The sequence below is a fragment of the Cupriavidus sp. CP313 genome (assembly GCF_054072015.1).
Genome location: NZ_JBSVZB010000032.1, coordinates 30,652 through 57,543 on the forward strand (window position 1 = coordinate 30,652; position 26,892 = coordinate 57,543).

24 protein-coding genes and 8 pseudogenes are annotated in these 26,892 nt (G+C 61.6%); 16 read left to right on the forward strand and 16 right to left on the reverse strand.

Translation table 11 applies throughout. From position 1 onward, the window contains the following. Positions 1–170: 170 nt before the first annotated feature. The gene (locus ACW4E8_RS32150) at positions 171–647 is read left to right on the forward strand and encodes a DUF417 family protein (protein WP_456808203.1); all 477 of its coding nucleotides are present in this window, start codon (positions 171–173) and stop codon (positions 645–647) included. 98 nt (positions 648–745) lie between these two features. Here ACW4E8_RS32150 and ACW4E8_RS32155 read toward each other — a convergent pair whose 3' ends face one another. Continuing rightward, the gene (locus ACW4E8_RS32155; RefSeq protein WP_456808254.1) at positions 746–1,075 is read right to left on the reverse strand and encodes a transposase; all 330 of its coding nucleotides are present in this window, start codon (positions 1,073–1,075) and stop codon (positions 746–748) included. Between ACW4E8_RS32155 and ACW4E8_RS32160 the strand changes: the two are divergent. Beyond that, a pseudogene (locus ACW4E8_RS32160) lies at positions 998–1,180 on the forward strand (hypothetical protein); the annotation flags it as partial. The gene ACW4E8_RS32155 and the pseudogene ACW4E8_RS32160 overlap by 78 nt on opposite strands. 10 nt (positions 1,181–1,190) lie before the next feature. On the opposite strand, the gene ACW4E8_RS32165 reads toward ACW4E8_RS32160, so the two are convergent. The 7 genes and pseudogenes from ACW4E8_RS32165 to ACW4E8_RS32195 form a co-directional block, all read right to left on the reverse strand. Next, positions 1,191–1,448 carry a hypothetical protein gene (locus ACW4E8_RS32165; protein WP_456808204.1) on the reverse strand — a complete coding sequence of 86 codons (258 nt, stop codon included), beginning with the start codon at positions 1,446–1,448 and terminating at the stop codon, positions 1,191–1,193. A 181-nt stretch (positions 1,449–1,629) separates the two neighbouring features. Beyond that, positions 1,630–1,935: a c-type cytochrome gene (locus tag ACW4E8_RS32170; RefSeq protein ID WP_456808205.1), complete on the reverse strand. Its 306-nt coding sequence runs from the start codon at positions 1,933–1,935 to the stop codon at positions 1,630–1,632. A gap of 407 nt (positions 1,936–2,342) precedes the next feature. Then, entirely contained in the window at positions 2,343–2,708 is a 366-nt protein-coding gene (locus ACW4E8_RS32175) for a copper-binding protein (RefSeq protein ID WP_456808206.1), read from the reverse strand. Beyond that, a pseudogene (locus ACW4E8_RS32180) lies at positions 2,705–5,876 on the reverse strand (efflux RND transporter permease subunit). The gene ACW4E8_RS32175 and the pseudogene ACW4E8_RS32180 overlap by 4 nt, the downstream one beginning before the upstream one ends. After that, positions 5,873–7,392: pseudogene (locus tag ACW4E8_RS32185) on the reverse strand (efflux RND transporter periplasmic adaptor subunit). Before ACW4E8_RS32185 ends, ACW4E8_RS32180 begins: the two co-directional pseudogenes overlap by 4 nt. After that, positions 7,389–8,690: a TolC family protein gene (locus ACW4E8_RS32190; protein WP_456808207.1), complete on the reverse strand. Its 1,302-nt coding sequence runs from the start codon at positions 8,688–8,690 to the stop codon at positions 7,389–7,391. The pseudogene ACW4E8_RS32185 and the gene ACW4E8_RS32190 overlap by 4 nt, the downstream one beginning before the upstream one ends. A 70-nt stretch (positions 8,691–8,760) precedes the next feature. Further along, positions 8,761–9,216, reverse strand: coding sequence for a hypothetical protein (locus tag ACW4E8_RS32195; RefSeq protein ID WP_456808208.1), 456 nt, complete (start codon positions 9,214–9,216; stop codon positions 8,761–8,763). A gap of 204 nt (positions 9,217–9,420) precedes the next feature. On the opposite strand from ACW4E8_RS32195, the gene cueR reads away from it, so the two are divergent. The 5 genes from cueR to ACW4E8_RS32220 all read left to right on the forward strand — a co-directional run bounded on the left by cueR (position 9,421) and on the right by ACW4E8_RS32220 (position 13,868). After that, positions 9,421–9,849, forward strand: a complete 429-nt coding sequence (gene cueR, locus ACW4E8_RS32200; RefSeq protein ID WP_456808209.1) for a Cu(I)-responsive transcriptional regulator — start codon at positions 9,421–9,423, stop codon at positions 9,847–9,849. Between the two features lie 80 nt (positions 9,850–9,929). Continuing rightward, positions 9,930–12,305: a heavy metal translocating P-type ATPase gene (locus ACW4E8_RS32205; RefSeq protein ID WP_456808255.1), complete on the forward strand. Its 2,376-nt coding sequence runs from the start codon at positions 9,930–9,932 to the stop codon at positions 12,303–12,305. A gap of 614 nt (positions 12,306–12,919) precedes the next feature. Then, the gene (locus tag ACW4E8_RS32210) at positions 12,920–13,162 is read left to right on the forward strand and encodes a hypothetical protein (RefSeq protein ID WP_456808210.1); all 243 of its coding nucleotides are present in this window, start codon (positions 12,920–12,922) and stop codon (positions 13,160–13,162) included. A 120-nt stretch (positions 13,163–13,282) separates the two neighbouring features. Next, on the forward strand, positions 13,283–13,585 hold the full coding sequence (locus tag ACW4E8_RS32215; RefSeq protein WP_456808211.1) for a hypothetical protein: 303 nt from the start codon (positions 13,283–13,285) through the stop codon (positions 13,583–13,585). 55 nt (positions 13,586–13,640) lie between these two features. Continuing rightward, complete coding sequence (locus tag ACW4E8_RS32220; RefSeq protein ID WP_456808212.1) at positions 13,641–13,868, forward strand: DUF2933 domain-containing protein; 228 nt, start codon at positions 13,641–13,643, stop codon at positions 13,866–13,868. A gap of 523 nt (positions 13,869–14,391) precedes the next feature. On the opposite strand, the pseudogene ACW4E8_RS32225 reads toward ACW4E8_RS32220, so the two are convergent. Both ACW4E8_RS32225 and merR read right to left on the reverse strand, forming a co-directional pair. Then, positions 14,392–14,709: pseudogene (locus ACW4E8_RS32225) on the reverse strand (transposase); the annotation flags it as partial. A 261-nt stretch (positions 14,710–14,970) separates the two neighbouring features. Then, positions 14,971–15,405 carry an Hg(II)-responsive transcriptional regulator gene (gene merR, locus ACW4E8_RS32230; protein ID WP_456808213.1) on the reverse strand — a complete coding sequence of 145 codons (435 nt, stop codon included), beginning with the start codon at positions 15,403–15,405 and terminating at the stop codon, positions 14,971–14,973. Positions 15,406–15,476: 71 nt separating this feature from the next. Here merR and merT point away from each other — a divergent pair, with 71 nt between their 5' ends. The 5 genes and pseudogenes from merT to ACW4E8_RS32255 form a co-directional block, all read left to right on the forward strand. Continuing rightward, positions 15,477–15,827 (forward strand): mercuric ion transporter MerT, encoded by a 351-nt coding sequence (gene merT / locus ACW4E8_RS32235; RefSeq protein WP_456808214.1) that lies wholly within the window; start codon positions 15,477–15,479, stop codon positions 15,825–15,827. A 14-nt stretch (positions 15,828–15,841) separates the two neighbouring features. Then, complete coding sequence (gene merP / locus ACW4E8_RS32240) at positions 15,842–16,117, forward strand: mercury resistance system periplasmic binding protein MerP (protein ID WP_456808215.1); 276 nt, start codon at positions 15,842–15,844, stop codon at positions 16,115–16,117. Positions 16,118–16,135: 18 nt separating this feature from the next. Beyond that, the gene (gene merC / locus ACW4E8_RS32245; protein ID WP_456808216.1) at positions 16,136–16,570 is read left to right on the forward strand and encodes an organomercurial transporter MerC; all 435 of its coding nucleotides are present in this window, start codon (positions 16,136–16,138) and stop codon (positions 16,568–16,570) included. Between the two features lie 45 nt (positions 16,571–16,615). Continuing rightward, on the forward strand, positions 16,616–18,295 hold the full coding sequence (gene merA, locus ACW4E8_RS32250) for a mercury(II) reductase (protein ID WP_456808217.1): 1,680 nt from the start codon (positions 16,616–16,618) through the stop codon (positions 18,293–18,295). Between the two features lie 30 nt (positions 18,296–18,325). Continuing rightward, positions 18,326–18,505 (forward strand): annotated as a pseudogene (locus tag ACW4E8_RS32255) (IS66 family transposase); the annotation flags it as partial. Between the two features lie 272 nt (positions 18,506–18,777). Here the strand turns inward: ACW4E8_RS32255 and ACW4E8_RS32260 are convergent. From ACW4E8_RS32260 to ACW4E8_RS32270, 3 genes and pseudogenes are all read right to left on the reverse strand, one after another. Then, positions 18,778–19,044 carry a DUF4148 domain-containing protein gene (locus tag ACW4E8_RS32260; RefSeq protein ID WP_456808218.1) on the reverse strand — a complete coding sequence of 89 codons (267 nt, stop codon included), beginning with the start codon at positions 19,042–19,044 and terminating at the stop codon, positions 18,778–18,780. 364 nt (positions 19,045–19,408) lie between these two features. Next, positions 19,409–19,940 (reverse strand): annotated as a pseudogene (locus ACW4E8_RS32265) (carboxymuconolactone decarboxylase family protein). A 653-nt stretch (positions 19,941–20,593) separates the two neighbouring features. After that, positions 20,594–20,722 (reverse strand): hypothetical protein, encoded by a 129-nt coding sequence (locus tag ACW4E8_RS32270; protein WP_456808219.1) that lies wholly within the window; start codon positions 20,720–20,722, stop codon positions 20,594–20,596. Positions 20,723–20,746: 24 nt separating this feature from the next. Between ACW4E8_RS32270 and ACW4E8_RS32275 the strand changes: the two are divergent. Further along, positions 20,747–20,845: pseudogene (locus tag ACW4E8_RS32275) on the forward strand (hypothetical protein); the annotation flags it as partial. Positions 20,846–20,963: 118 nt separating this feature from the next. Here the strand turns inward: ACW4E8_RS32275 and ACW4E8_RS32280 are convergent. The 3 genes and pseudogenes from ACW4E8_RS32280 to ACW4E8_RS32290 form a co-directional block, all read right to left on the reverse strand. Next, on the reverse strand, positions 20,964–22,127 hold the full coding sequence (locus tag ACW4E8_RS32280; RefSeq protein ID WP_456808220.1) for a patatin-like phospholipase family protein: 1,164 nt from the start codon (positions 22,125–22,127) through the stop codon (positions 20,964–20,966). Between the two features lie 151 nt (positions 22,128–22,278). After that, entirely contained in the window at positions 22,279–22,404 is a 126-nt protein-coding gene (locus tag ACW4E8_RS32285; protein WP_456808221.1) for a hypothetical protein, read from the reverse strand. A 286-nt stretch (positions 22,405–22,690) separates the two neighbouring features. Beyond that, a pseudogene (locus tag ACW4E8_RS32290) lies at positions 22,691–23,238 on the reverse strand (tyrosine-type recombinase/integrase); the annotation flags it as partial. A 635-nt stretch (positions 23,239–23,873) separates the two neighbouring features. On the opposite strand from ACW4E8_RS32290, the gene ACW4E8_RS32295 reads away from it, so the two are divergent. The 3 genes from ACW4E8_RS32295 to ACW4E8_RS32305 are packed head-to-tail and all read left to right on the forward strand — an operon-like array spanning position 23,874 to position 26,503. Further along, complete coding sequence (locus ACW4E8_RS32295) at positions 23,874–25,079, forward strand: Mu transposase C-terminal domain-containing protein (protein ID WP_456808222.1); 1,206 nt, start codon at positions 23,874–23,876, stop codon at positions 25,077–25,079. Between the two features lie 19 nt (positions 25,080–25,098). Beyond that, entirely contained in the window at positions 25,099–25,953 is an 855-nt protein-coding gene (locus ACW4E8_RS32300) for a TniB family NTP-binding protein (protein WP_456808223.1), read from the forward strand. Continuing rightward, positions 25,913–26,503 (forward strand): TniQ family protein, encoded by a 591-nt coding sequence (locus tag ACW4E8_RS32305; protein WP_456808224.1) that lies wholly within the window; start codon positions 25,913–25,915, stop codon positions 26,501–26,503. The genes ACW4E8_RS32300 and ACW4E8_RS32305 overlap by 41 nt, the downstream gene beginning before the upstream one ends. The last annotated feature ends 389 nt before the right edge of the window (positions 26,504–26,892 follow it).

Consider the following 26,892-nt stretch of genomic DNA (forward strand, 5'->3'; position numbering starts at 1 on the left):
TACCAATGTATGTTGTTGCACTTGGACATTCAGGGTAACGTGCTTGTGTTTGGCGATGAAATGACGCGGCCGAGTTGCGTGTTTTTGCTGGCTTTGCGCATCGCCTGATTTGAGATCGCTCCCGGGAGCAACGCTGCTCCGTGGTGGCGAACGATGGAGAAGGATCGATCATGAAATTTCAGCTTCAAGTAGCCGAACGAAACGAGTCGGGCAATTGGCATCTTGCGTTGATCCGATGGGCGATGGTGGCAATTTTTATCTGGTTTGGGATCCAGAAATTCACGTCATACGCGGCCGACGCGATCGCCCCGCTCATATCGCACAGCCCGTTCATGAGCTGGTTGACAGTATTCGGCGTAATAGGCGAGGCGAGGGTCATCGGGACGATCGAATTCATCACGGCGGCGCTCTTGATCATCGGTTCGGTCAGTCCAATCGCATCTGCACTTGGCGGAGCGATGGCGAGCGGTACGTTCATTCTGACATCGTCGTTCGTCTTCAGCACGCCGGGCATCATCCTGCGGAGTCCGACGGGCTTTCCGTTTATATCGACGTTGCCTGCACAGTTTCTCATCAAGGATTTCGCACTGCTTGCCGCATGCCTCACGCTTCTGTTCGCCTCCGTAACGCGACGCCGCGAGGTTTGACGCAAAACGCAGTAGGGCCACGGCAAAAACGCACACCGGGGCGTGTTGGTTTCGTGCGTTTCAGGCGGCCAAGGGAGCGATGACAAAATCTGCATGTGTCACGTCGATGCCCGCCGCTCCTGCTTCAGCGGGCGGCGCCGGTGGTGTCGCGTTCTTGCCTCGGCCGGGCAGCGCCGACGGGCCAAACTCGCAGGAATCGACTGCGCAGCGGCCACTACCGGTACAAGCGCCGAAAGCGCTCCCTCGTCGGACTGCATTGCCTGTCGGTTCTGCCCAATCCATTTGCGTAGCTGGTTGGCGTTGATGCCAGCCTTGAGTGCCACGCTCGAGACCGACGCCCCCGAACTCAAAAGGCGAGCGCCATGATCTACAGCCTGATGCTTACGTGCCGCGCCTGTGACGTCGAGCTGTACGCCTATCTGCTTCACGTCCTCAACAGCAAACCGCGCCGCCGCACTCTGCCTGAGCGACGGGACGATCGTCGCGCTCAAGCCCGGTACTCGGTCACACGAGATAAACTGGTTACCCGGTAACAGCGAGGCGCTAGCGGGGCACGTTGAAGTATTGATCCCGCTGCTCCGAATCTGGATCGAGGCGCACGATCGCGTCGTCCGCTCGCAAGATCAGTCGCTCCAACATCTGACGCTTCGTGACCGCGTAGCGGCGCGCCAGCCGTGCAAGAGCGAGATCGGCTTCTGTACTGACCCACATGTCTAGGCGTCGCTCTCCGTTGCCCTCGTTGCCAGCCGTCGCGCGCCTTGCCCGATAGGCGGCCTGCCGCTGTGCTGTCGTTTGCGCCATCCTGCACTCCCTCATGATCGTTACACGGTAACATTCCATGCGGAAACGTTACCGGGTAACAACCGAACCCTCAAGGTGTGCTGGATTTAGCGCTTACAGTTGACCAGTGGAAACCGCTTCAAGATAAGCGACCAGATCCGCTCGGGTGCGCGCGTCCGGAATACCGGGAGAGCTCATCGTGTTACCTGCACACCAGCGCCGCTGGACTCTTGAGCGAGGCATCCAGGTTCCGTTTGTCCCAGACCAGGCCTGACCGCTTGAGGGTATCCGAATAGCGGGCGAAACCATCTGCCGTACCGGCTTTGCGACCCCAGACGTCAACCAGGCTCGGCCATGTCATGTGGCGCCCCGGCGCAAACGAATGGCAGGCCATGCAGGCGCGGGCGGCTTTTGCACCGCGCGCGATGTCACCTTCGGCGCGAGCTGGAGCGATGAAAGCAAGCGTGGCCACGGCTGCGAACGCACCTAGGCCAGATTGTCGAATCATTGAACACCTCCAGTTTGCATGCCAGCTCGCCTCCGGCCGCCGGAATGCCGTCCTCTTCTTGCGGCGCGAAGTTCCCTGTGCCAATCGCCCTGTTGGCAGCTCTTCCAGAGACGGCCTATTTGCGGCCCCTTCCGGACCTGCGACGACTTTTACGCGAGCGAACCACACGCTCGGATACGGGCGGACGGCGAGCGCCATACCGGCGTCTGAGCTACCAGGCGAACAAGCATATCGTAGAGAACGACAACGCCAAGGCGATCAGGATCGCCGCAATGACGTGAGCTGGAAGATTGAACATAGTGCTTGAATTCGCTCATGGTGCTCGGCCCCACTTCAATGACAAGGGATACATCGGCCTGAGCGACCTACACATGCCGCCAAAAACGGCCGCATGCGACTAGACGTGCTTACTTGCGCTGCATATCCACGACGGTCGGCTTGCCGTTGACCTTGTCGAACATGACCGACACTGACTCCCCTTCCTTGAAGTTCTTCAACGAGGCGCGATCCTTGACCGGGAACGCCATGGTCATAGCGGACATGCCGAGGTTCTCGATCGGGTCGTGCTTGAGGGTAACTTTTCCGGCCTTCGCATCAATTTTCTTGATTTCCGCCGCCACGGGGTGTGGGGCCTGCTTCGAATCGGCTGACGGCTTCATGTCCATGCCCTTCATGTCCATGCCTTTGTCCATGCCATCCATCGACCCTGCTGCAAATGCAACCGGTGCGGCGGCGAGAGCAGCAATGATGGCGAGAGTCTTGAGGTGTTTCATTGTGATTCCTCCTGAAGTGAGGGGTGGGTGGAAAGTGGGACAGGTTTGGTCTGGCGTCTGCGTATCAGCAAGTACACCGCCGGCACAACAAACAGGGAAAGCAATGGCGCGGTGACCATGCCGCCGACCATCGGGGCCGCAATGCGTTGCATGACCTCTGAGCCGGTGCCATGCGACCACATGATGGGAATCAGGCCGGCGAGAATGACAGCGACCGTCATGGCTTTGGGGCGCACCCGCAGCACAGCCCCTTCCTGAATGGCGTCCAGCAACGCGGGCACGCTGGTTTCGCCTCGGCCCTCGCGTTCGCTCCAGGCTTGCTTCAGGTAGAGCAGCATAATGACGCCAAACTCGGCCGCTACGCCGGCCAGGGCGATGAAGCCGACGACGCCGGCCACCGACAGGTTGTAGCCCAGCAGATAGAGCAGCCAGAATCCGCCGATGAGCGCAAGCGGCAGCGTGCCCATGATTAGCAGCGCCTCATCCAGGCGGCCGAACACCAGGTACAGCAACACGAAGATGATCAGCAACGTGAACGGCACCACCACCTTCAGTTTCGCGGTAGCCCGTTCCAGGTACTCGAACTGCCCCGACCAACTGAGGGAATAGCCCGCTGGCATCGGCACCGCCTTGGCCACCACGGCCTGCATGTCGTGGACGGCCGAGCGCAGGTCGCGTCCGCGGATGTCTACGTACACCCAGCCGGATAGGCGGGCGTTTTCGCTGCGCATCATCGGCGGGCCCTGCACCACCTGGATACGTGCCACGTCGGACAGCGTGATCTGCCGGCCCCTGTCGGTGACGATGGGAAGGGCTCGCAGTTGCTCCACCGAGTCGCGGTAGTCTCGCGGATAGCGGACATTGATGGGAAAGCGCGCCAGCCCGTCGACCACTTCCCCGACGTTGTCGCCACCGATGGCGGAGGACACGATGCGCTGGACATCCTCGATGTTGAGTCCATACCGCCCGGCCGCCATGCGGTCGATGTCGACATCGATGTAGCGCCCTCCGGTCAAACGCTCGGCGAGCGCCGAGGTGACGCCCGGTACCGTCTTGACGGCTTCTTGGATCCGCGTGGCCAGCCGATCGATCTCCTTCAGGTCCGTGCCCGCCACCTTGATGCCGACCGGACTCTTGATGCCAGTGGCGAGCATGTCAATCCGGTTGCGGATGGGCGGCACCCAGATGTTGGAGAGGCCTGGCACTTTCACGACGCGGTCGAGTTCCTCCACCAGCTTGTCGGTCGTCATGCCGGCACGCCACTGGTCGCGGGGCTTGAACTGGATGGTGGTCTCGAACATCTCTATAGGCGTCGGGTCGGTCGCGGTATCGGCGCGGCCTGCCTTGCCGAATACGGTGGCCACCTCTGGCACGGTCTTGATCAGGCGGTCGGTCTGTTGCAGCAACTGGGCTGCCTTGCCGGCGGACAGCCCCGGGAGTGCCGACGGCATGTAGAGCAGATCACCCTCGTCGAGCGGCGGCATGAACTCGCCACCGATGCGCATGATCGGCCAGGCGGTGGCGACCAGCAGCACCGCGGCAATGGCCACGGTGACCTTGGGATAGGCGAGCACCCTGGCCAGCACCGGCTGATAGGCGCGGATCAGCCACCGACTGAGCGGATTGGACTGCTCCGTAGGAATTCTGCCGCGGATCATGTAGCCCATCAGAACCGGCACCAGCGTGACGGAGAGGCCTGCCGCGGCCGCCATCGAATAGGTCTTGGTAAAGGCCAGCGGGGAGAACAGGCGGCCTTCCTGCGCCTCCAGCGTGAACACCGGGATGAACGACAGCGTAATGATCAGCAGCGAGAAGAACAGCGCGGGTCCCACCTCGGCGGCTGACTCGCCAATCACGCTCCAGCGCTCGTGTCCTGTCATTTCCCGCCCGGGATTGTCCGCGTGCCAGTGCTCCAGATGCTTATGCGCGTTCTCGATCATGTCGCTGGGCGGCATCGACCATGGCGCCGATGGCGATGGCGATGCCGCCCAGCGACATGATGTTGGCATTGACGCCTTGGTACCGCATGACCAGGAAAGCGGCCAGCACGCCCAGCGGCAGCGAAACAATGGCAACCAAGGCTGAGCGTAGGTGGAACAGGAAGAGCAGGCAGACCAGCGCAACGACGATGAACTCTTCGATCAGCTTGTGCGTCAGGTCTTCTACCGCCCGGTTGATCAGCGCCGACCGGTCGTAGGTGGAGACGATCTCGACGCCAGGCGGCAGACTTTTCTGTAGCGTGGCGAGCTTCGCCTTGACCGTCTCGATGGTCTCCAGCGCGTTCTTGCCCGAGCGCATCACGATGACGCCGCCGGCGACCTCTCCCTGGCCATCGAGCTCGGCGACACCGCGCCGCGTCTCGGGCCCGAGCTGCACCGTGGCAACATCGCCCAGCCGCACGGGAATGCCGGCATCGCTGGTTACCAGCGGAACCTGCCGGAAATCATCGAGCGTCTTCAGGTACCCGCTGGCCCGGACTATGTACTCCGCCTCGCCCAATTCCAGGACCGAGCCACCAGTCTCCTGGTTGGCGCCCTTGAGTGCCGCCAGCACCTTGGCCTGCGACAGGTTGTAGGCGCGCAGGCGGTCCGGCATCAGAACGACCTGAAACTGCTTCACCATCCCGCCGAGGGAGGCGACCTCGGCGACATTGGGCAGCGATTTCAGCTCGAAGCGAAGGAACCAGTCCTGCAGCCCGCGCAGTTGACTGAGGTCATGCTGCCCGGTCTTGTCCACCAGCGTGTACTCGTAGATCCAGCCAACGCCGGTGGCATCCGGGCCCAGCGCTGGCTTGGCCGCGGCCGGCAGGCGGGATTGCACCTGATTCAGATATTCCAGCACCCGGGAGCGCGCCCAGTACAGGTCAGTGCCGTCCTCGAACAGCACATAGACAAAGGAGTCACCAAAGAATGAGTAGCCACGCACCGTCTTGGCGCCCGGCACCGACAGCATCGTGGTGGTCAGCGGGTAGGTGACCTGATTTTCGACAATCTGCGGCGCCTGGCCGGGGAACGGCGTGCGGATAATCACTTGCACGTCCGACAGGTCCGGCAAGGCATCGAGCGGCGTGCTGCGCACGGCCCACAATCCCCATGCGGTCAGCATGACCGTTGCCAGCAGGACCAGGAAGCGATTACGGATGGACGCGAGAATGAGCCGGGCGATCATGGCTTGGCTCCCTGGGCGCTGGCAGCCGCCTCGACCGAGGACAGGATGGGCATGCCGTCGCTATTCAGATGGAAGCGGAACCGAACGCGGTCGCCGGGCTTGAATCCTTTGGGCAAGCCGGCGGGCGGCGCAGCAAAATCCATCGTCATTGCGCCCCACTGTGCCGAGGGGATAGGGCCATGCGAGATGGTCAGCCCGTCGCCCGTCACCGCCTCGATGCGCCCGACACCTTCATGCTCGGCCGCCGGAGCTGCAGGGGTGGAAGCCGCCGGTGTCGCGGACATGCGTTCGGTGGTGCCACGCAGGCTGGCCTCCGAGTCGATGAGAAACTGCCCGGAGGTGACCACTTTTTGGCCAGCCTGGAGGCCGGACAGCACCTCGACCATGCCTGCGGCCTCGCGGCCGGTCTTGACTTCCGTTGCCACAAAGCCTGCCTTGCCGCCATCCACAATGACGATGCTGCGCTGGCCCGTGCGGATGACGGACTCCAACGGAATCAGGAGGGCTTCCTTTTGATCACCGCTGTCAAACCGGACCGTCATGAACATGCCCGGCAACATTTGCCTGCCCTTGTTGGGCAGGACAATGCGCACCTTGATGGTTCGCGTGGCCGGATTGACGTCGGGCAGGACAGTATCGACCTTACCAACCAGTGGCTCGGGCGCGCCGGTCGGCGACACCTTGACCGCCAGGCCAGGCACAATGGCACGTGCCTGGCCCTCCGGTACCTCGGCAATTACCCAAACCTGGCTCAGGTCGGCCAGGCGGAACAGGGCCATGCCAGGGGAGACGGTCATGCCCTCACGAACGGCAACCTCGGTCACGAGGCCATCGACGGGGCTCACAATGCCAAGACTGGGTTGGAGCTTGCCGGATGTCTCGACAGCGCTGACCTGACCGGGCGTCATGCCTGCCTGCAGCATGCGGGCCCTGGCCGCGCCGCGCAGGCCGGATTGTTCACCCGCGGCCATGCGGGACACGGCGAGATATTCCTCCTGCGCGGCCACCCAGTCTGGCGAGTACAGGCTCACCAGCGCTTGCCCCCGCCGAACCGGGTCAAGGGTCGCCTTGACCGCGACATGCTGGACGAAGGCGTTCGTTCGTGCCTGGATCACCTGGACGCTGCGTTCGTCGATGGCGACATTGCCAGGTGCCTCGAGGACGGCGCTCATCCGGCCTTGACCTCGGCCGTGCGGATGCCGAGATTCTGCGCGACACGGCTGTCGACCCCGCCACCATCCCCGTCCGCGTAGACCGGCACGAGCTGCATGTCCATGAAGGGGGACTTGCCCGGCTTGTCGAAGCGCTGGCCAGGCACCATGGGATCATGCCAGTACAGGATGCTCTTGCCGGTCTTCGGATCGGTGTTGCCTGCTTTGGGAGCGGACTCCGCGCCAGGCGCAGCCGACGACTGCGCCGATTGTGTCCCGCGCGTGACGCCAAGGTGGTAGGCGCCATAGGTAGCGGCCCCGACGAGAACGAGGCCTGCCGCCGTTGCAATGACTTGTTTCTTCATTTGAGTTCCTTGATGGCCGGCTCGGTTTGTGCGGTAGGCAGCGGGACCAGGAAGGTCAAGTCGGCCCAAAGCTTCGCAGTCTTGGCTTCCAGTGTCAGCCGCTCCAGTTTCGTATCGATGGCGCGATGGTTTGCCTCGGCGACGGCAAGCAGTGTTCCGGTGTTTGCCCGGTAGGCCGTCAGGGCCGCTTCCGCCTGCGTGTTGGCGAGCGGCAAGGTTTTCTCGTCGTAGCGCCGGAGGCGGTCAAGATTGCGCTGCAGTTCGGCAAGCTTGACTCCCACCATGGCCTGGGTATTGCGCCGGATGACTTCGGATTTGGCACGCGCGTCGTTTGCCTGCGCCAGCTTGGCAGCAACGTCACGATCCTGACGATTGCCCTGGTCCCACGGTAAGGGGAAGCTGACGTTCAGCGACACCATATTGGAGTAGGCAGAACCGCGCTGGCTGTACTCCAGTTCAACCGTAAGATCCGGTTTTTTGGCTTCAGTGGCAATCCGGATCTCCGACTCGGCCAACGCAACTTCGCGCTGCGCCGCCGCCATCTCTGGCACTGTGTCCAACTCACCTTTCGCGAGCTGCTGGATGCGTAGGGGCACATTGAGCGGCGGACGGTCTGACAGCGGACGACTGGCCGCGGGGCCGACCCAACGCTCCAGATTCACGGCAGTGGTCGCAATGGTGGCGCGGTTTTCGTCCTGGCGGTCATGCAGCTTTTGGAGTTCCAACTCCATCGCAAGGACGTCTGCGCGCGTACCGCGTCCGCTGCGATAGGCAGCGCTTGCCGCCTGGAGAGCCAGTTCGAGTGGATGGCCGTGATGCCCGAGCAGGATGCCGGTCTGTTCGGCATACCACCGGTCTAGCCATGCGGAGACTGCATTGCGTTGCATGTTGGCTAGGCTGACCGCGCGTTGCCCCTCGGCGGCAGAGGCCTCCGCCTCGAAGCGCGCCGCCTTGGCGCGGCGCTTGTCCGAGCGCGTGAACTCCTGCATCACGCTGACGGACCGCTGGGTCATGAAGTCCCTGCTGAGCGAGAACTGGTCTGGCCCATTCACCGGGACGTTGTTCAGCCCGAGCTTGAGCACAGGATCTGGCAACTGGCCGGCGGCGACCGCCATTTGCACGGCCGCCTCGACGGCGCCGCGCGAGGATTCGGCATCGCCGGCGTGCGTGGTCGCGAGCGCCAGGGCTTCCTCGAGGGAAAGAGAAGGGGCGGATTGCGCAGCCGCGGCTTGCGACACCGCCAAGCCGAATGCGGGCGCGCAAAGCAGCGCCAGCGTCAGGCGACGTAGAAAAAGCATAAAGCCTCCATGAACGACGACAGCTACCCGAGTCTAGAGGGGCAGCACGAAATTGACGTCGATCTGGAGGCTACGTTTGAAAACTGCAGTGAAGGATGTTCAGGGGCGGCGGGCCGCGCGCCTCCACCTCTGCGCGCAGCGCGATGCGGACATCGGCGAGGACCACGCGCGTGGGTTCAATGACGCTCACCAGCACCGGCAGGAATGCCGGAAGCTGTGGCGACACATGGTCGGCATTCTTGGAATCGGCCTGGCAGTGCGCCAGGCAGAGCGCACTTTGGTCAGCGCCATGGTCATCACTGTCAGCCGCCATGTCGGCACAAGATTCGGTCATTGCCGCCGTCGTGCCGCTGCCTTCCATCTGGTAGCGGCTACCGGTACAGGCGTACGCGGCCGCTGCCAGTTGAACTGTCAGGAATACAACGAGCAGGAGGCCGGCGAAGAAGGGACGCCGGCGAGCAGAGTGACGCAAGAGTGCTTTGCCGTGGGTGTGATTGTGGCAAGGATACTGCTTTTTTCGGGTCATGCAACCTGACTTTTTGGCCCAGGCATTGTTTGTTGCAACGGCTGATAGCGCCCAGCCCGAATTCAGAGGAACCGCTTCCTTGACCTTCCCACGGGGGCAAGGTCTATCGTCAAGTCATCGACACTCGGTTGCCCATCAGCAGGCGGCCTGCGGCGAGCGGTGCCCGCCGGACCGACAAGGGACGAGAGGCAAGGAGCACATATCATGAACATCGGACAAGCCGCCAGCGTATCCGGGGTCTCGGCCAAGATGATCCGCTACTACGAGAGTATCGGCCTGGTGACTTCCGCGGAGCGAAGCGCGGGGAACTACCGGACATATGGCGAAGCAGAGATCCATACGCTGCGCTTCATCGGGCGAGCGCGGACGATGGGTTTCCCGATGGCGCAGATTCGGGAGCTGCTTGGGCTGTGGCAAAACAAGCGGCGCGCGAGCGCAACGGTGAAGGCGATCGCGGAACAGCGGATTCAGGAACTGGACGCCCGCATTGCCGCGCTTTCCGGCATGCGCGACACACTCCTGTATTTGTCGGCGCATTGCGAAGGCGACAGTCGCCCCGCCTGTCCGATCCTTGACGAAATCAGCGGCGAAGTCCCGCAAGAAGATACGGGGCTGCACACAACGAGGCATTGACGGCGATGAAGATGAGCGATCGGCACCGGCGGTCTGCAGGCGTTGCGCCAAGCCACGCCATTGCCGCAGCACAAGACGAAATGCACGCGCACTGTGGGCACGGCACTGTGAACGAACACGCGCCGAATCAACGGGATCAGCGCTTCTCCGGTCACGGGACTCCTACGTCTGGGGCCAGTGCGCGCGACCCGGTGTGTGGCATGACAGTCAAGCGCGATGCACCATACCAAGCGAGCTATGCCGGGGAGCAGTATTTCTTTTGCAGTAGCGCTTGCCAGGAGCGGTTTGAGGCAGATCCGACGCGCTATGTGGAGGAGCAAAACGAATCGGCACCCCATGAAGTCGAAGCGGCGCCGGGTACAACCTACACGTGCCCGATGCACCCTGAAATTCGCCAGGACCATCCAGGGACGTGCCCGAAGTGCGGGATGGCACTTGAGCCCGTCATGCCGAGCCTCGAGGACGACAAGAATCCAGAACTCGAAGCGTTTCGCCATCGCTTCTGGTGGACCGTGCCGCTGACGATCGCTGTCGTGTTGCTTGTGATGCTAGGGGACCGTTTCGCGGGTCTGGACCCCGTGACACAAAGCTGGGTGGAACTGGCGCTGTCCGCACCTGTGGTCCTGTGGGCCGGTTTGCCCATCTACTACCGATGCTTACAGTCGTTCCGGAACCGAAGTCCGAACATGTGGGCGCTGATCGGTCTCGGTACGGGGACGGCATTCGTGTATAGCGTCGTGGCCACGGTTGCGCCGGGACTCTTTCCTCCGGCCTTTATCATGCATGGCCGCATCGCCGTTTACTTTGAAGCCGCAGCCGTCATCATTTCGCTGACACTGCTCGGCCAGATCTTTGAGTTGAAGGCGCGCTCGCAGACCTCGGCGGCCATCAAGTCGCTGCTCGGCCTGGCACCCAAGACGGCACGCCGGCTTAATCCGGACGGCAGCGAGGACGATATTCCGCTGACGCACGTGCATGTCGGCGATCTGCTGCGGATTCGCCCGGGCGAGAAGGTACCCACCGATGGCGTCGTGACCGAAGGGGCCAGCGCCATCGATGAATCGATGATCACCGGTGAGCCCGTGCCCGTCTCCAAGCGCGTTGGCGATCACGTGATCGGCGCCACCATCAACACCTCGGGCAGCCTGGTAATGCGCTCGGAGAAGGTTGGCGCCCAGACGGTGCTGTCGCAGATCGTGCAGATGGTGGCCCAGGCGCAGCGTTCCAAGGCGCCGATGCAGCGGATGGCGGACCGGGTCGCCGGCGTGTTTGTGGTGGTGGTCGTAGCCATCGCCTTACTCACCTTCTTCACCTGGGGCATCTTCGGCCCTGAGCCGAGCTGGGTCTTTGGCCTGGTCAATGCGGTGGCTGTGCTAATCATTGCCTGTCCCTGCGCGCTGGGGCTTGCCACTCCGATGTCCATCATGGTGGCAAGCGGGAACGGTGCGACCAAGGGCATTCTGTTCCGGGACGCGGCGGCCATCGAGCATTTCCGCAACGTCGACACTCTGATCGTTGACAAGACCGGCACCCTGACCGAAGGCCGGCCGACCTTCGAACGGGCATTTGGCGTCGGCTCTTTTGAAGAGACCGAAGTGCTCCGTCTGGCGGCGAGCCTCGACCAAGGCAGCGAGCATCCGCTGGCTGCAACTCTCGTCACCGCAGCGCGTGAACGCGGGCTGCCTCTGGCGAAGGCTGAGGATTTCACCTCGGATACGGGCATGGGGGTACGCGGCCGCGTCGATCGCTACCAGCTCGTGCTGGGCAATGCCGCCCTGATGCACCAGGATCAAATCAGTGTCGCGCCACTAGCGCCTCAGGCTGATGCCCTTCGGCAGCAAGGCGCCAGTGTCATGTATCTAGCCGCCGACGGCAGGTTGGCAGGGGTGCTTGCCGTCTCCGATCCCGTCAAGGCCAGCACACCCGAAGCGCTTGCGACGCTCAAGGAAGCCGGCATACGCGTCGTGATGGCCACTGGCGACGGTGTTGTCACGGCACGTGCGGTGGCTGGCCGCCTCGGCATCGATGAGTTTCACGGCGAAGTCAAGCCGGCCGACAAGTTGGCGCTCGTTGAAAAACTGCAAGGGGAAGGACGCGTGGTCGCGATGGCAGGCGACGGCATCAACGATGCGCCGGCGTTGGCCAAAGCCGACGTCGGCGTCGCCATGGGAACCGGTACCGATGTGGCGATGCACAGCGCCCAGATGACCCTCGTCAAGGGCGACCTGCGCGGCATCGCTCGCGCGCGGGAGCTCTCCGAAGCCACCATCGCCAACATGCGGCAAAACTTGGGCTTTGCCTTTGTGTACAACGCGCTGGGTATCCCGCTGGCTGCCGGATTGCTGTACCCGTTCACCGGGTGGTTGCTGTCGCCGATGATTGCGGCATTGGCCATGAGCCTGAGTTCCGTCTCGGTAATCTCCAACGCACTACGACTGCGAAGCCGAGTGTCCTAGCGATCGTATATCGGCAGATCGTTATGCGTGGGATGCCACCGCACCCAACAACGTCTCCTCGCCTTGCTGCCCCGTTTTGGCAGCATAGACTAGGATTAATGATTGGCATGATTCATGAAGCATAGTCATAGCCCCTTCGCCCGGTTGCTCGCGCTGCTGTTGTTGGCGACGGTATTTTTTGCGCGCCTCGCGGTGGCAGGGTACCTATGCCCGCAAGAGTCCGGGGGGGCAATGGAACCGGTGGCAATGGCCACCATGACAAGCTGCCTGGAGATGGACCGCGCGCAGCCAGCCTTGTGCGCGGACCATCAGCAGGACGGTCGGCATTGGGCCGACAGCAACGGTCACGCTCACGATCTCGGTGTCTTGCCGGCTAAGGCTGGGCTTGTACACATTCTTCCGCCCACGCCGTACGCCTTCCGAATCTTCCACACGGCTGACAGCGCGAACACATCGCCTGGTCCGGTCTATCTCGCAACGGCCCGCTTGCGAATCTGATCTATCCCCACGCGTGGCCCACCTTGGCCACGCGCTCGATTGTCGTTGCTCTGCCCGAGCACGGGTGCTATGACCCCGTCTCGGCTGAGCCAATCCGAATTATGGGGAAGATCATCATGCACTCCACTCTCAAAACTATCGTTCTCATTTCGCTTGGCGTCGCGACCGCGCAGGCGTTCGCGGGTCCCGACTGGGACGTCATCAATCGCGCGCGCACTGCAGCGCAACACCCTGCTGCGCCACCCAGTACGTCTGCCTCCAGAGACGCGATGCTGGCGCGCTGCGACGAAATGATGAAGCAAATGGATTCCCATCCGGCAGGCGGCGGCAGCCAGAAGGGGGCTTCCGAGTCCAAGTGATTGAGCGCGCTTCGACTGATCTGGCGAAGCGCTGTCAACCACCGCGCGATTCGTCCGCACCCACCGATCCGACGCTGGTTTGGTGCGGGCCATTGAATCCGGTTCGACAAGGAGATCAACATGAATATGAAGTCGCTAATGGCTGCAACCCTTGCTCTCATGCTCGGCGCTAGTGGATGGTCTGCGGCCGCTACCGCAACCGATGCTGCGGAAGGGACTAAGGCTTTCGCAAAGGATAAAGGGCACGACATGATGAAGGACCAGATGATGGGTGGCGGGATGATGGGCAGTTGTCCAATGATGGGGCAACTGCCTCCGGGGAACGAGAAGCTCTCAATGCAGATGCACGCGGAAATGATGCGGACGATGGGCGAAATCATGCGCAAGTACGCGGACAAGATCCAGACGCCTCCGACGAAGTAAGGGCGCCGTTCCGATTCGAACCACCCCAACAGGAGTACTGCATATGAAATGCAATATGAAGACAATGATTGCCGCAGGCCTTGCCCTGATGGCTGTACTGGCCGCCGCCTATGCCGCGTTGCCACCGGTCCGGGCGCTTGTACTTGGTATGGGACCCTATCTCCTGCTCTTACTCTGCCCGCTATCGATGTGGCTGATGATGAAGAGCATGAGCGATCGAGTGAGCGCGATGACCGAGGATCGGCAAGAGCATGAGCCAGATCCGCTTCAGAGCAAAAAGTGACGGTACGCTTGGAGGGCGCAGGGCACGTGTCGCGGATTCGTGCCCAGCCCTCCGGCGAGGATTAGAGGTGGCATATGAGCAAATCGTTAATATGGAGAGCCCTTGTGATGGTGTTCGCCATTATCGGCGTGCTCGCATCCGTTGGCGCTGTAGGCATGTTATTGAGAAAGCAGAGGGTTCTTTGGTTGGCGGTCGCGGCTTCATAGCGAACCAGGGTAGATGCGGTTAGACCGCGACCGGTAACCAAAAAACCGTTTGTGCTGAACTGCTCCACAGGCGGTCGCCGCTATGGGCCTTGAATCGCTGCTGCAGGTTGACCAGACGCAGTCCGAATGAATGAACCGAGCGCCTCGTTTGTGAAACTGTAGCGCGAAAACCATGTGATGGGCAGCAGCAGGGAATGAATGCCTGAATGCCAGGTGTTGCACAACATTGGCGGGCGGGTCCGGGTCGGGCGCACAAGGACGGACGCGTTGCCATGGCAAGTCGATAGCAACGTGGTGCGCGGCGTCGTCTTAAGGGATCAGGACTCATGGGAAGTGGGGGGTGGTGCCCGCGGAAGTGCGCCCCGGCAGGAACGTGTCGATACAGACCATGTGCCCCTTGCCGCAGACGGAGCACTCGCGCAGCGACTTGCCAGTAAGCCGTTGGTAATGGTCGCGATAGTCTTCCGTTACGACGGGCGGTTCGACAGTGGGAGGCGCGCACGGCAGCGGCTGGCCAGCCACCCGTAACTGCGGATATGCTTGAAGCCGTCGGGCAGGACATGCAGCAGGAAGCGACGAATGAACTCGTCAGCCGTGAGTGTCATGGTCTTGCGCACGGTGTCCTGTCGGTAGTCCGTGCAGACGGTGCGGGCGGGATGGGCTCGGGGTGCGGCAGCAGATCGAAGGGACTGGAGGTGGAGAAAGTGGTGTTGGTGGCGACTTTGGGGGAGAGAAAATGTGCTGCAGCACATTTGCGCTACCTGCACGGCGACTAGGCGAAACGAGCCCGCCAAATCGGGGCGGCATTCTCCGCTCCATAGCGTTTTGGTGTGTCGGACCAATCGGGGGGGGCCTCACGAAACGGACTTTTGCGTACGTTAAGGCCGAATGCCCCTTTACACGGCGCCGGCGTCACGCGGTTCTTCGCCTCGCTGCAACGAGGCAATCAGCGGACATGACACATTGCCCTTGCGCGAATGGCACGCGCGCACGAGTTGGGTGAGCACCGATTCCATGCGCTCGAGATCGGCGAGCTTGTCCTGAATGTCGCGGAGCTTGTGCTCCGCGAGGCTGCTCGCCTCATCGCAATGCGTCCCATCCTCCAGTTTCAGCAGGTCCGCGATTTCGTCGAGGCTGAAGCCGAGCCGCTGGGCCGATTTGACGAACCGCACCCGCGTCACGTCCGCTGCGCCGTAGCGACGAATACTGCCGTACGGCCTCTCCGGCTCGAGCAGGAGGCCCTTGCGCTGATAGAACCGAATCGTCTCCACGTTGACGCCGGCCGCCTTCGCGAAGGCGCCGATGGTCAGATTTTCGCTACCGTTTTCCATACCGATTGACTCCGTACATAGGTACGGAAGTAACGTTATGCTACTCATCTGAAATCTGGAAGGGCAAGTGTATGGCGGAACCACAGAAATGGCGCGGCGCGCTCGCTGCCGGTGGACTGGCCGCGATCCTCGCGTCGACCTGCTGCCTCGGGCCGCTGGTGCTCGTCGCGCTGGGTGTCAGCGGCGCCTGGATCGGCAACCTGACTTTGCTCGAACCCTGGCGGCCGGCTTTCATCGGGACCGCGCTGGTGGCGCTGCTCATCGCCGGACGGCGCATCTTCCGGCCCGCTGCGGCATGCAGGCCCGGCGAGGTGTGCGCGATTCCACAGGTGCGCGCCGCGTGCAAGCTCATCTTCTGGATCGTGGTCTCGCTAGTACTGATCGCGCTCGGTTTCCCCTACGTACTGCCCCTGTTCTATTGAACCTGGAGTTCATCATGAAAAAGATGTTTGCTGCACTCGCGCTCGCCGTAGTTGCCGTCCCGGTCTGGGCCGCGACGCAGACGGTCACGCTGTCTGTGCCCGGCATGACGTGCGCGGCCTGCCCGATCACGGTCAAACACGCGCTGTCCAAAGTTGCCGGCGTCGAAAAAGCGGACGTCCGTTTCGAGCAGAGGGAAGCCATCGTGACGTTCGACGACGACAAGACCAATGTCCAGATGCTAACCAAAGCCACGGCGGTCGCGGGCTATCCGTCGTCGGTCAAGCACTGAAGTTACGGAGATACTGCAATGTCATTCGTCACGCGCGCGGCTGATAAGGCCGGTTTGATTGGCAGCATTGTGTCGGCGATGGGCTGTGCGAGCTGCTTTCCCGCGATCGCCAGTCTGGGTGCGGCCGTTGGTCTTGGCTTCCTGAACCAGTATGAAGGGGTGTTCATCCGCATCCTGCTACCAGCCTTTGCCGGTATCGCGCTGTTCGCCAATGCGATCGGGTGGCTCAATCATCGGCAGTGGCGCCGTACCGCGCCCGGCCTGAGCGGCCCGGTACTGGTGCTGACGGCCGTGTTTGTGATGCGGGCCTACGGCGAGCGCAGCGGCTGGCTGCTCTATCCCGGCCTCGCCGTCATGCTGGCGACCTCGGTCTGGGACCTGATCTCCCCGGCGCACCGCGTCTGTACCACCGAATCGTGTAATTTGAGCACGAGCAACGTGCGCAAAGGCTGAGCCGTGACGCAGCCAACTCAATCCATGAAAGAGCGGAGCAAGCCCATGACAACCTTGAAGATCGACGGGATGACCTGTGCTTCCTGCGCGGAGCACGTCCGGCAGGCGCTGGAAAACGTGCCCGGCGTGCGCTCGGCAGCGGTCTCCTGGTCCAGAGCGCTGGCCGATGTGACGGTCGAGGGAGGAGTCAGCCACGACACGCTGGCTGCCGCGGTGAGGACAGCCGGCTACCACGCCAGAGTTGCCGACGTGCCGACCCAATCCGCAGGCCTGCCCGACAGGGCGCCCGGCTGGGTGGGGACTGGGGGGAAGCGTAGCGGCAGTGACGGCGCGCTGCGGGTCGCCGTCATCGGCAGTGGTGGCGCTGCCATGGCAGCTGCGCTGAAGGCCGCCGAAAACGGCGCGCAGGTGACACTGATCGAGCGCGGCACCATCGGCGGCACCTGCGTCAACGTCGGGTGCGTGCCCTCCAAGATCATGATCCGTGCAGCCCACATCGCGCATCTACGGCAGGTAAGCCCTTTCGATGTAGGGATCAGCGCCGTGGCGCCGGCCATTGACCGGCCGCGCCTGCTCGCCCAACAGCAGGCGCGCGTGGACGAGCTGCGCCACGCCAAATACGAAAACATTCTCGACACGAGCCCGAACATCAACGTCCTGCATGGCGAGGCGCGCTTCACGGGGAGCCACACGCTCACTGTCATGCTGACCGCCGGCGGCGAACGCACGGTGTCGTTCGATCGCTGCCTGATTGCCACGGGTGCAACGGCGGCGGTGCCGCCGATTCCGGGTCTGAAGGACACTCCGTACTGGACCTCGACCGAGGCGCTGGCGAGCGACGTCATCCCCAAACGGCTCACCGTAATCGGATCGTCGGTGGTCGCGGTGGAACTGGCCCAGGCCTTTGCACGGCTGGGCAGTCATGTCACCGTCCTGGCCCGTCACACACTGCTCTACCAGGAGGACCCGGCGATCGGCGAAGCCGTGACGGTGGCCTTTCGCACCGAGGGCATCGAGGTGTTGACGCAGACCCAGGCGAGCCACGTGTCGCACGCTGATGGCAAGTTCGTCCTCACCACGAACCACGGCGAGGTGCGGGCCGACCAGCTGCTGGTGGCAACGGGCCGCGCTCCCAACACCGGTAGTCTGAAAGTGGCGAGCGCCGATGTGCAGCTCGACGAGCGCGGCGCAATCGTGATTGACGCCAGCATGCGCACGAGCGCATCGGACATCTATGCGGCGGGCGACTGTACGAATCAACCGCAGTTTGTCTATGTCGGGGCGACCGCCGGCACGCGTGCGGCGATCAACATGACCGGCGGCGATGCGCGGCTCGATCTCCACGCGATGCCGGCGGTCGTCTTCACCGAGCCACAGGTTGCAACGGTCGGCTACAGCGAGGCGCAGGCGCACCAGGCGGGCATCGAGACCGACAGTCGCACGCTGACGCTCGATAACGTCCCGCGCGCGCTGGTGAACTTCGACACACACGGCTTCATCAAGCTAGTAACGGAAGCCGGCAGCGGCCGGCTTATCGGCGTGCATGTGGTGGCACCCGAGGCAGGCGAACTCATCCAGACGGCCGCGATTGCGATCCGCGCAAGGATGACCGTGCAGGACCTCGCCGACCAGCTGTTCCCGTATCTGACGATGGTCGAGGGGCTCAAGCTCGCCGCGCAGACCTTCTCGAAGGATGTGAAGCAGCTCTCGTGCTGCGCCGGATAACCTGCGGAGGACGACCATGAGAAGGCCCCGGCGCTGCGCGAGCGCGACAGCGACCTCGAGCAATTGCGCGGCACTGTCTCGACGTTACAGAAGACCGTCTCGGACAGGGCGCTCGAGATCGAGCATCTGAAGCTGTGGATTGCCAAGTTGCAGCGTATGCAGTTTGGCCGCAAATCCGAGAGGATCGCGGATCGTCAAGCTAACAAGGTTTGTGCAGTCGACCGCGGACTTCACCGCGCAGCGTCAAGTGACGAACGCCGCAAGCGATCTTTTCGCCGCAGTGTCTGCCGACAGGGGGCGTCATGCGCGAAGTGCGGTTGGAATAGTGCAGTTGCCACACGGCGCGTGCTTATCGTCGAGGTGCGCTGAGACCGTACATTGCGGGCGCAGGCAGCCACGGTGACGGATTGGTGGTGTCGGGGTGGGTCTCGACGCGGCCAGTGGCACGCTTTCCATCAGCGTGCCGTGGCTGCCATGAGAGATCAATGCTTGGCTTTGGGGGCCTGGGCCGCACGCAGACGTTCATAGCTTGCCAGCCGTCGTTGATAATCGGCACTGCTGACGTCGGGCGTGACGTCCCCGCTCCAAAGTTCTGCAAGGCCCGAACGGTACCATGCGTCGAGGTCGGCGCGTACCTCTTCACGTGTCAATTGATGTGCCGTGCCGCCGCCATCAGCCGCATGGGCTGCCGAAGTGAGCGCCGAGACAATGAGCATAGCGGCGAGTGAAAAGAGTCGGGCGTGTTTCATTTGGGTTTCCATCCTTAGTGATGTTTCTCGGGCATCGCGACGGCCACCCGCAATAAGCCGGTATGCCGCGATGCGAGCCGGCGATCATGAAGAGGTCCCTGGTTTTCCTTACGACCGCGCGCATTTCACTGGCCATAGAAGCCCGTCGAAATGGGACACATGCGCGATACAAAGGGAGCGCGAAATACACCTTACAGATACGAGCCCGACACACCTCTTTTCTGCCACTCGAAAATGAATGTTCATGATCTTTCATCCCGTGTCCGTAAAAATTGCGATGCATTCGTCCAGACGGCTCGTGACGCATCCCACTCTTCGATTAGACTGCAACAGGCGCTGGAAAGGAGCACCTGCCCGTTGCGCATTACTTCACCAGCGGGAAGTCCACGTCGGTGTCGTTGATGCGGTTGAAGGCGTTCGTGAAAACGGTCAACGCGATGGCCAATGTGATTTCCGCGAGTTGCGCGTCCGTGTAGCCGGCCGCCTTGATCGCCGCGAACTCGTCTGCGCTGATCGTGCCGCTGGTTTGCTGCAGGTTCTGCACGAAGCGCACCAGCGCGTCGCGCCTGGCGTCCCCCGTAGGCTGGCCGGCGCGGATCTGCTTGAGCGTTTCCGGCGACAGGCCCGTCACCTTGCCCAATAACGTAATGCGGCAACGCAGTAGTCGCACCCAGTCAGTTCACTGACCAGCAGCTTGATCGTCTCCACTTCCTGCTTGCTCAGCGTGCCCGAAGCCAGCACGCCTTCGGCATTCAGGAACGCCTTGAGCACTTCGGGTGACAGGGCACCAAGCGCGACGAACAGATGACGCTGCCGGCGGCTTTCTTGACCTGGGCATAGACTTCGGCGGTGGCGCCGGTGGCAGATGCGATATTGGGTACGGTGATGCGGCTCAGGTGTTACTCCTTTATCAGGTGGGTAGGAGTTTCCACTTTAAGCCGAGCCAATAATCTTCATAAGACCTTAAACGCTCGATAAAATGCTGATTAGTATCATTTCGGGGATTGCCATACTTCCAGGATCGACTGCTCTCACTGGCTCGCGAGGGCGATTAGCCCGAGCCGGCGCCGTCGCGCACGCCCCGTGTTTTCCAGCAGCATTGACGATTATTCTTCCGCACAATAAGTCTTACGCCCCGAAGCGCATAGCGCCGTTCATGCGACAAAAATGGACTTCGCCGCACCACATTCGGTCTACCTCGCAGGATTCGACATGCGCATTCTGGTTACTAGTGCCTCTGGCGCCAACGGCGATGGCTATGTGTAGCGGCCCGATTACGAAAATGGTCGGGACCGATTACATCGGTGGTTTCGGGACCACATTAGCTGAGAATATCCGAGCGCTCGGGACCACGTTACGTGAGAACGGGCCAACATTATTTGAGAACAGCCCGATAACATCGCCCATGAACCACATTGAGCGAGAACATCACAGCGGCACGACCAGCGGTCAGGACTCACGGGTGCCCGCTTTCGACATGAGCGCTCCGCCGCCATCCGTTCGCGAACGTCCGGTCATGAGGGATAGGCCGCACTTCCGCGCGGCCCCCTCACGAAGCCGTAGAGCGCGGCGACAAAGAGCATAGAAGCAGCATCAAGCATGCGGCCAACAGCGCGACTTCTTTCAGCAGAAACTGCTCCAGCAACGTCGAGATGATCGGGAACATGCCGCGTGCCATGAGCTGTTCCGCTGGGGCGAATCAGTGTGGGAGTGGACTGCGGATCCGTTCGAACCGTACCCGGGATTTTCAGCTGACCTGTATCAGGACTATTCGGCGCCGTGGTTTCGGACACACCGCTCCGTACGTGGCGGCTCTTTCGCCACACACGAGCGGATGCGTCACCCTCGCTACCGAAACTTCTCTCTGCCGTACCGCAAGACCTCTTCGTGGGATTCCGCTCCTGCGGTTAATGACCAGACTAAGCGACCGGAAGAGCCGCCTCATGGACGGCAATACCCTCGATCGGGTCCGCTGCCTGGCGCCACGGGGCGCTCTCCAGCACGCCGCGCGCCGCGGCGTAACCGGCATCCCAACGGGCCCGCAAGCCGTCGACGCTGAAATCGATATCCTTGGTGTGATCCTCTCCCCGCATTCGTTGCATCTTCAACTGGACGACGTGCATGGTGGTGCCGCAACCCCAGTCCAAGAGCTTCTTCACTGCGGTCGTCTCGCGCTCGTCGGCAGTCATGTGGCGCCCAAGCTCGCGGATGACATGTCGCAAATGGTGAATTTGACGCTGCCGCGCCAATTGGCTTTCGGTCCGGCTCGCATATTGAATGTCTTTTTGCCGGCTGATCACCTGCCAAATCGTTTCCGGTTCCGGACCACTCATCGGCCATAGCTGGACAGCAAAAACAACGGCATCGCGCCGCGGGGAGTCGTCCCACACAGCCTCGATCGGCGTATTGGAATGGACCCCGCCATCCCAGTAGGAATCGCCGTCGATGCGCACCGCCGGGAAGGCTGGGGGAAGCGCGGCGGAGGCCATGACGTGCTCCACGGATAGCGAGGTGTCGCGATTGGAGAAATAGCGCAGGGCGCCCGCGCGAACGTTGACGGTCCCGACACTGAGCCGCACGCGCCTTTCATTCAGGTATGAAAAGTCGATGAGTTTGCCGAGCGATGCGTTGAGCGGAGCCGTCGAATAGTACGACGCCGACTCGGCGCCGAACGACACGTGCGGGCTGAGCCAGGCGCCGCCCTGGGGTTTGAAGAATCCCGGAATGCCATGCACCATGATCTCCAGCTTGCGGAAGCTGTCGCCGGCGCCGGCGTAAAGGCCGATCGGCGGCCATCGGTCGCGGTAGGTCGCCCCGTCCCAGAACTCGCGCAAGCGAGCCAAACGGTCCTCGGGGCGGTTGCCGGCAATGATTGCGCCGTTGATTGCACCGATCGACGTCCCGATGACCCAGTCAGGCTCGATGCCAGCTTCGTGAAGTGCCTGATAAACCCCGGCTTGGTAGCTGCCGAGTGCGCCCCCTCCTTGCAGAACCAGTACGACCTGCCCGGGCAGCGCCGGCGGTTCCCCACCTGCGCCACTTGCAGCGCACTCGCTTATGAGCGCCTCAATCTTGCTGGTCATAGTCGCTTCTCCTTGACCCCTGGTCTCATCGGTTTGTCGTTTTCCGCGGAACATGCCCTACATCTCGGAAGCGCGCCGGACGCCATGAAATGCTCGGGCGCGAGCCGCATCTTCGTGTTGTCGAAGCACGTCAGGTTACCCGTACGCACGTTCACGGCGCGACGCTCAGCGCGGCGAACAGATTGGGGATGCCGCCAGCGGCTTTCTTGACTTGGGCATAGACTTCGGCGGTGGCGCCGGTGGCAGATGCGATGGCGCGTACGGCGATACGGCTCATGGCGTTACTCCTTTTATCAGGTGGGTAGGAGCCTGCACTTTAAGTCGCAACGGTGATCCGTATAAGCCCTTGGATGCTCAATAGAATGCTCATTCGTCTCATTCTGGGGATTACCATCGCCGGGTCGGCTACTTTGACCAGTCGCGCCAGTGCGATAGCCTGAGTCGACGCCGTCCTGCGCGCGCCGTATCTTCAAGCAGCATCGAAGGTCATTCTTCCCAGCGATAAGTCTTATGTGGTACGTAATGCCGGTTCTTGCGGCAAAGATAGAGTTTCGGGGAGGGTCCGCGGCCTTGTCGCTGCCCTTGTCGCTGCCCTTGTCGCGACCGATGACCGCCAGCAGACGCGTCTCGCCGGGCTGCGGGGTCGGCGCCAGCCCGTTGGCGCGGCGGTAGCGCGCCAACTCGGCAATCAGTTCGTCACATCAGCCGGGTGTTGTTGCCCTTACCGTTCACCTCCAGCCACCAGCGCTCGATGCCCTGGGCATCGCGCCGGAAGAAGAACGCCCCCCATGGCCGTGCTGGTGACCTCCGACGCCCGCAGTCCGCCCAGATAGAGCACCGTACAGAGCCAGCGACAGCGCGCCGCACGCGGGCGCTCGCGCTCGGTCGCGGTCGGCATCGCCTCGACGGCGTCTTTCACGTCGCCCACAAGCGCGCGCCGGCGGCGGGCCAGCGCGAGCGGGTTGCCGGCCAAGTAGCCGGCTTCGGTCAGCCAGGCAAAGAGCGCGTTCAGGATCACCATCGCCGGCGCACGCTGTTGGGTGGGCGACAGCGGCCCGGCAAAGGGGCGCCAGTCCCGATGGCTGAGCGCCAGCTTCTTGCCGGCCGCTAGTGTAGAGGAACAAGGTTCGTGCGAGCAATGCACACATTGTGTAAGAGCAAGCACATCGCGGCAGATTGCCAGAATGCTTTGATTTCTAAGCGAAATTCGTCCGGAAGAACGCTTTACGACAGTTGCTGAAAAGCAACGCCGGAGCCTTGGATGCCCAACATTCTTGAGACTACGTCGAAACGACCAAAAATCGCCTAATGTAAGACGACGAAAAACCACTGGGGCCTTCGATGAAAGAGGAGCCCGGCAAGCGCGAACTGGCAGCGGCGCAAATCTTCCGCCCGCTTGGCCAAGCGCCACTCACCCGCAAGCAGGCAGCGCTTGCAGGACAGCTATTAGGCTTGCACTGTTCTTCCGTTTACCGGTTGCGCCGACGCTTTCTAGAAGACCCGGTGACAGCGTCATTGCTCCTATCTCCGTCAGGACCACGGCGAGGGCAATACATGTTGTCGGAACAAGTGGAGGCAATCGTTCAGGATGTCCTATCCGATTGGCTTCCGCGGCAGAAGCATCTCGCGCATCCCCTTGATGCGATTTGCCGAGAGGTTCACATGCGGTGCGCCGCTGCATGCGCCACACCACCTTCACGGCCAACGATATCCCGCCGGTGGGCCGACCACCGTGACAAGGAAAACATGAAGCTTTCCGGCGCAGCGCCGGGCCACTTTGCGGCACAGCATCCTTTGGGTATTGTTCAGATCAATCACACACTTGCCGACATCATGCTGGTCGATGAGGTGTTTCGCCACACGATTGGCAGACCGTGGCTAACTTTGGCAATCGACGTCGCCACACGATCAGTCGTGGCCCTGTATGTCGGCTTCGACCGCCCTAACGCGGCGACTGTCGCTCTACTTCTCACGCGGATGGCTCTGCCGAAGGTGCCCTGGTTGGCGAGCAGAGACGTCGCTGTAGATTGGCCGATGCATGGCGTGCCGAAGGTATTGCATCTCGACAACGCTGCCGAGTTCAAGAGTAGGGCACTGCAAGCGGGCTGCAATCAGTACGGAATCGAGCTGATGTATCGCCCGCCTGGCCGACCCTACTTCGGGGGCCATATAGAAAGACTGAACCGGACCATGATGGAAAAGGTACACAGTCTGCCGGGCTCGACCGGATCCTCGACGAAAGGACGAAATGCTCGCAAGCCAGAAGCGGAGGCCGCATTGACCCTCCGAGAGTTTGAGCAATGGTTGATGTATGAAATCGGTCAGACCTACCATCACAGTGCCCATCGAGGGTTAAGCGGCGCAACACCATACTCAGCGTGGTCGACGTTGTCTGAAGCATCGAAGCCGCGGCTTCTTCCCGACTCGGCTGCCGAAGAGCTTCGCTTCCTTATTCAGTTCCTGCCAATAGCCCGTCGCACCATCCAGGCTGACGGCTTAATGCTGTTCTATCTGCACTATTGGCATCCGATCTTCGCCGCCTGGCGCGCAGCTAATCGTCGCGTCGTGGTGAGATACTATCCGGAGGACTTATCGAAAGTCTTCGTCAGTGCCGATGGCAAGGAATACGTTGAGGCAAGCTTTGCCGACTTGCGGCGTGACCGAATCTCCCTGTGGGAGCAAAAGGCGGCACTGAAGCATCTCCGATCGCAGGGAAAATCCCATGTCACGGAGTCTGCGATATTCAATGCGATCGCCGCGCGACGCAGCCTCATAGAAGGGGCAACAACGAAGCGGCGATCTGCAGACAGACGCGGAAGAGCAGGGGAGACTTCACCTTTCCCGGCGAGCGGGCGGTCCAGTCAACAGACGAAATCCCCCGATGCGTCATCGTCCACGCCGGACGTCGACTACAGCAAGCCGGCTCCAATTTATCACATAGAGCAACTGTGAACTGGCAATGGGTGCTTCCTTGACACACCTTCTGCCGGATGTCCGTTCTTTAGCAAAGAGCGACGACAATGTTCGCATTCTTGCCTTGGCTCGCGATCGATGGATCGACTATCCCCGCGCAACACAAGCGTTTGAGCTCTTGGACCGGTTGGTGAAGATCCCTCCACGGCAGCGTATGCTGTGCGTGCTGCTGTATGGCGACTCGAACATCGGGAAGACCCAGGTCATCGCGAAATTCGAACGGCGCCATCCTCCGGAATACGACGAAATAGCAGGCGTGGAGCACCGGAAGGTTGTGTCTATGCAGATGCCAGCGACGCCCGACCAGAGCCGCTTCTACACATCGCTCCTGTTTGAGCTTGGAGCGCCGTTCAACGCAGCAGCAAAGCTCAGCGTGCTCGAGAATCTGAGTCGCGAGGTGCTACGGGAAGTTTCACCGCGCATGCTGGTTGTGGATGAAGTTCATCACCTCTTGGCGGGGAGTTATCGCGAGCAGCGCGCCTCACTGAACCTGCTCAAATTTCTCGCCAACGATCTCCAGATGACGATCGTCCTTGTGGGAACGCACGATGCTGAGTTTGCACTTCAGACCGATGCGCAAATGAGCAGTCGCTTTGCGCGCTTCGAGATGCCTCGATGGCAGGAGTCGGAAGCCTTCCGAGGCCTCATGGCGGCATTCGAGCGCATTCTTCCTTTGCGGCGGCCATCAAATCTGTCGAGGCGAGAGGTTGTCTCGGCGGTTCTAGAGGCGAGCGGAGGCTTGACCGGTGAGGTCTCGCGGCTTTTGAATTCTGCCACTGAGCTTGCGATCCGCGATGGACGGGAAATGATTGATGTCTGCCACATTGAACACGCTCGGAGCTGCATGCTCTAACCGGCCGAGGCCGTGGCCCGTTGCACCGCGTCCCTTTGATGGGGAGGCATTTGGAGGCTGGCTTGGACGACTCGCTGGAAAGTACTCCATGACGGTCGAACAGCTTTGGACGCACGCCGATCTCGGTCCGATGCCAACCCTGACGCAAAGGAAATGGCTACTGTTTCCGCCAGTGCCGATTGAGACCTTGGAACGTCTCTCACAGCTAACCCGCGTGAGCGTGGATCGCCTGAGAGCTATGCAGACCCCAATTGGTTGGATCTACGAAAGACGTCGCTTACCGTATTGCTATCCCTGTTTGATCCTGAATCCTGCCGATGTCGGTTCGCCATTCTGGAGACTCGAGTGGCTGGATCCGGCCTTTTCAATGTGCGTGCAACATCCCGGCAAGCTTGAAACGACCTGGTACTGGAATCTCTATTACCTTGGTAATTTTAATCAACTGCTTCGAAGAGCGCACGCAACGCCCCACCGGGACCTTGTTTCGCATGGGAAAGATACAGTCGCACGAATGCTGAGCGTAAAAATGCTACGGTCGCATGAATGTTGAGCGTGGCTCGCACGAATGACGATCTTCAACACGCGGCGCGCGCTCCGGCCTCTCGCCAAAATGCAATTAATCGCCATGGATTTTGATGCGACACCATGCGTAGCGTGTAGCCAACTGGTAGCAGATAAATTTTCACGATCATGAAATAATCGTGCGCGCCAACCCTGTCCACGAATCATCCCACTCAGGCTCATGCTGTTGCCGATCATTAATTCTGCCAATGGTGACCGCTAAATCCGCCAATGACAGATCGATCTAACTGATTGATCCATAAACGATTTTTCCTACGTTGTGACGTCTACCACTGTTGTTCGCTGGCAACGCGTTTTGGGGCGCCGCGTCCACTAATTCCGCCAACCCGGTTCGTCCGTTCAGTAAATCGCCTAGTG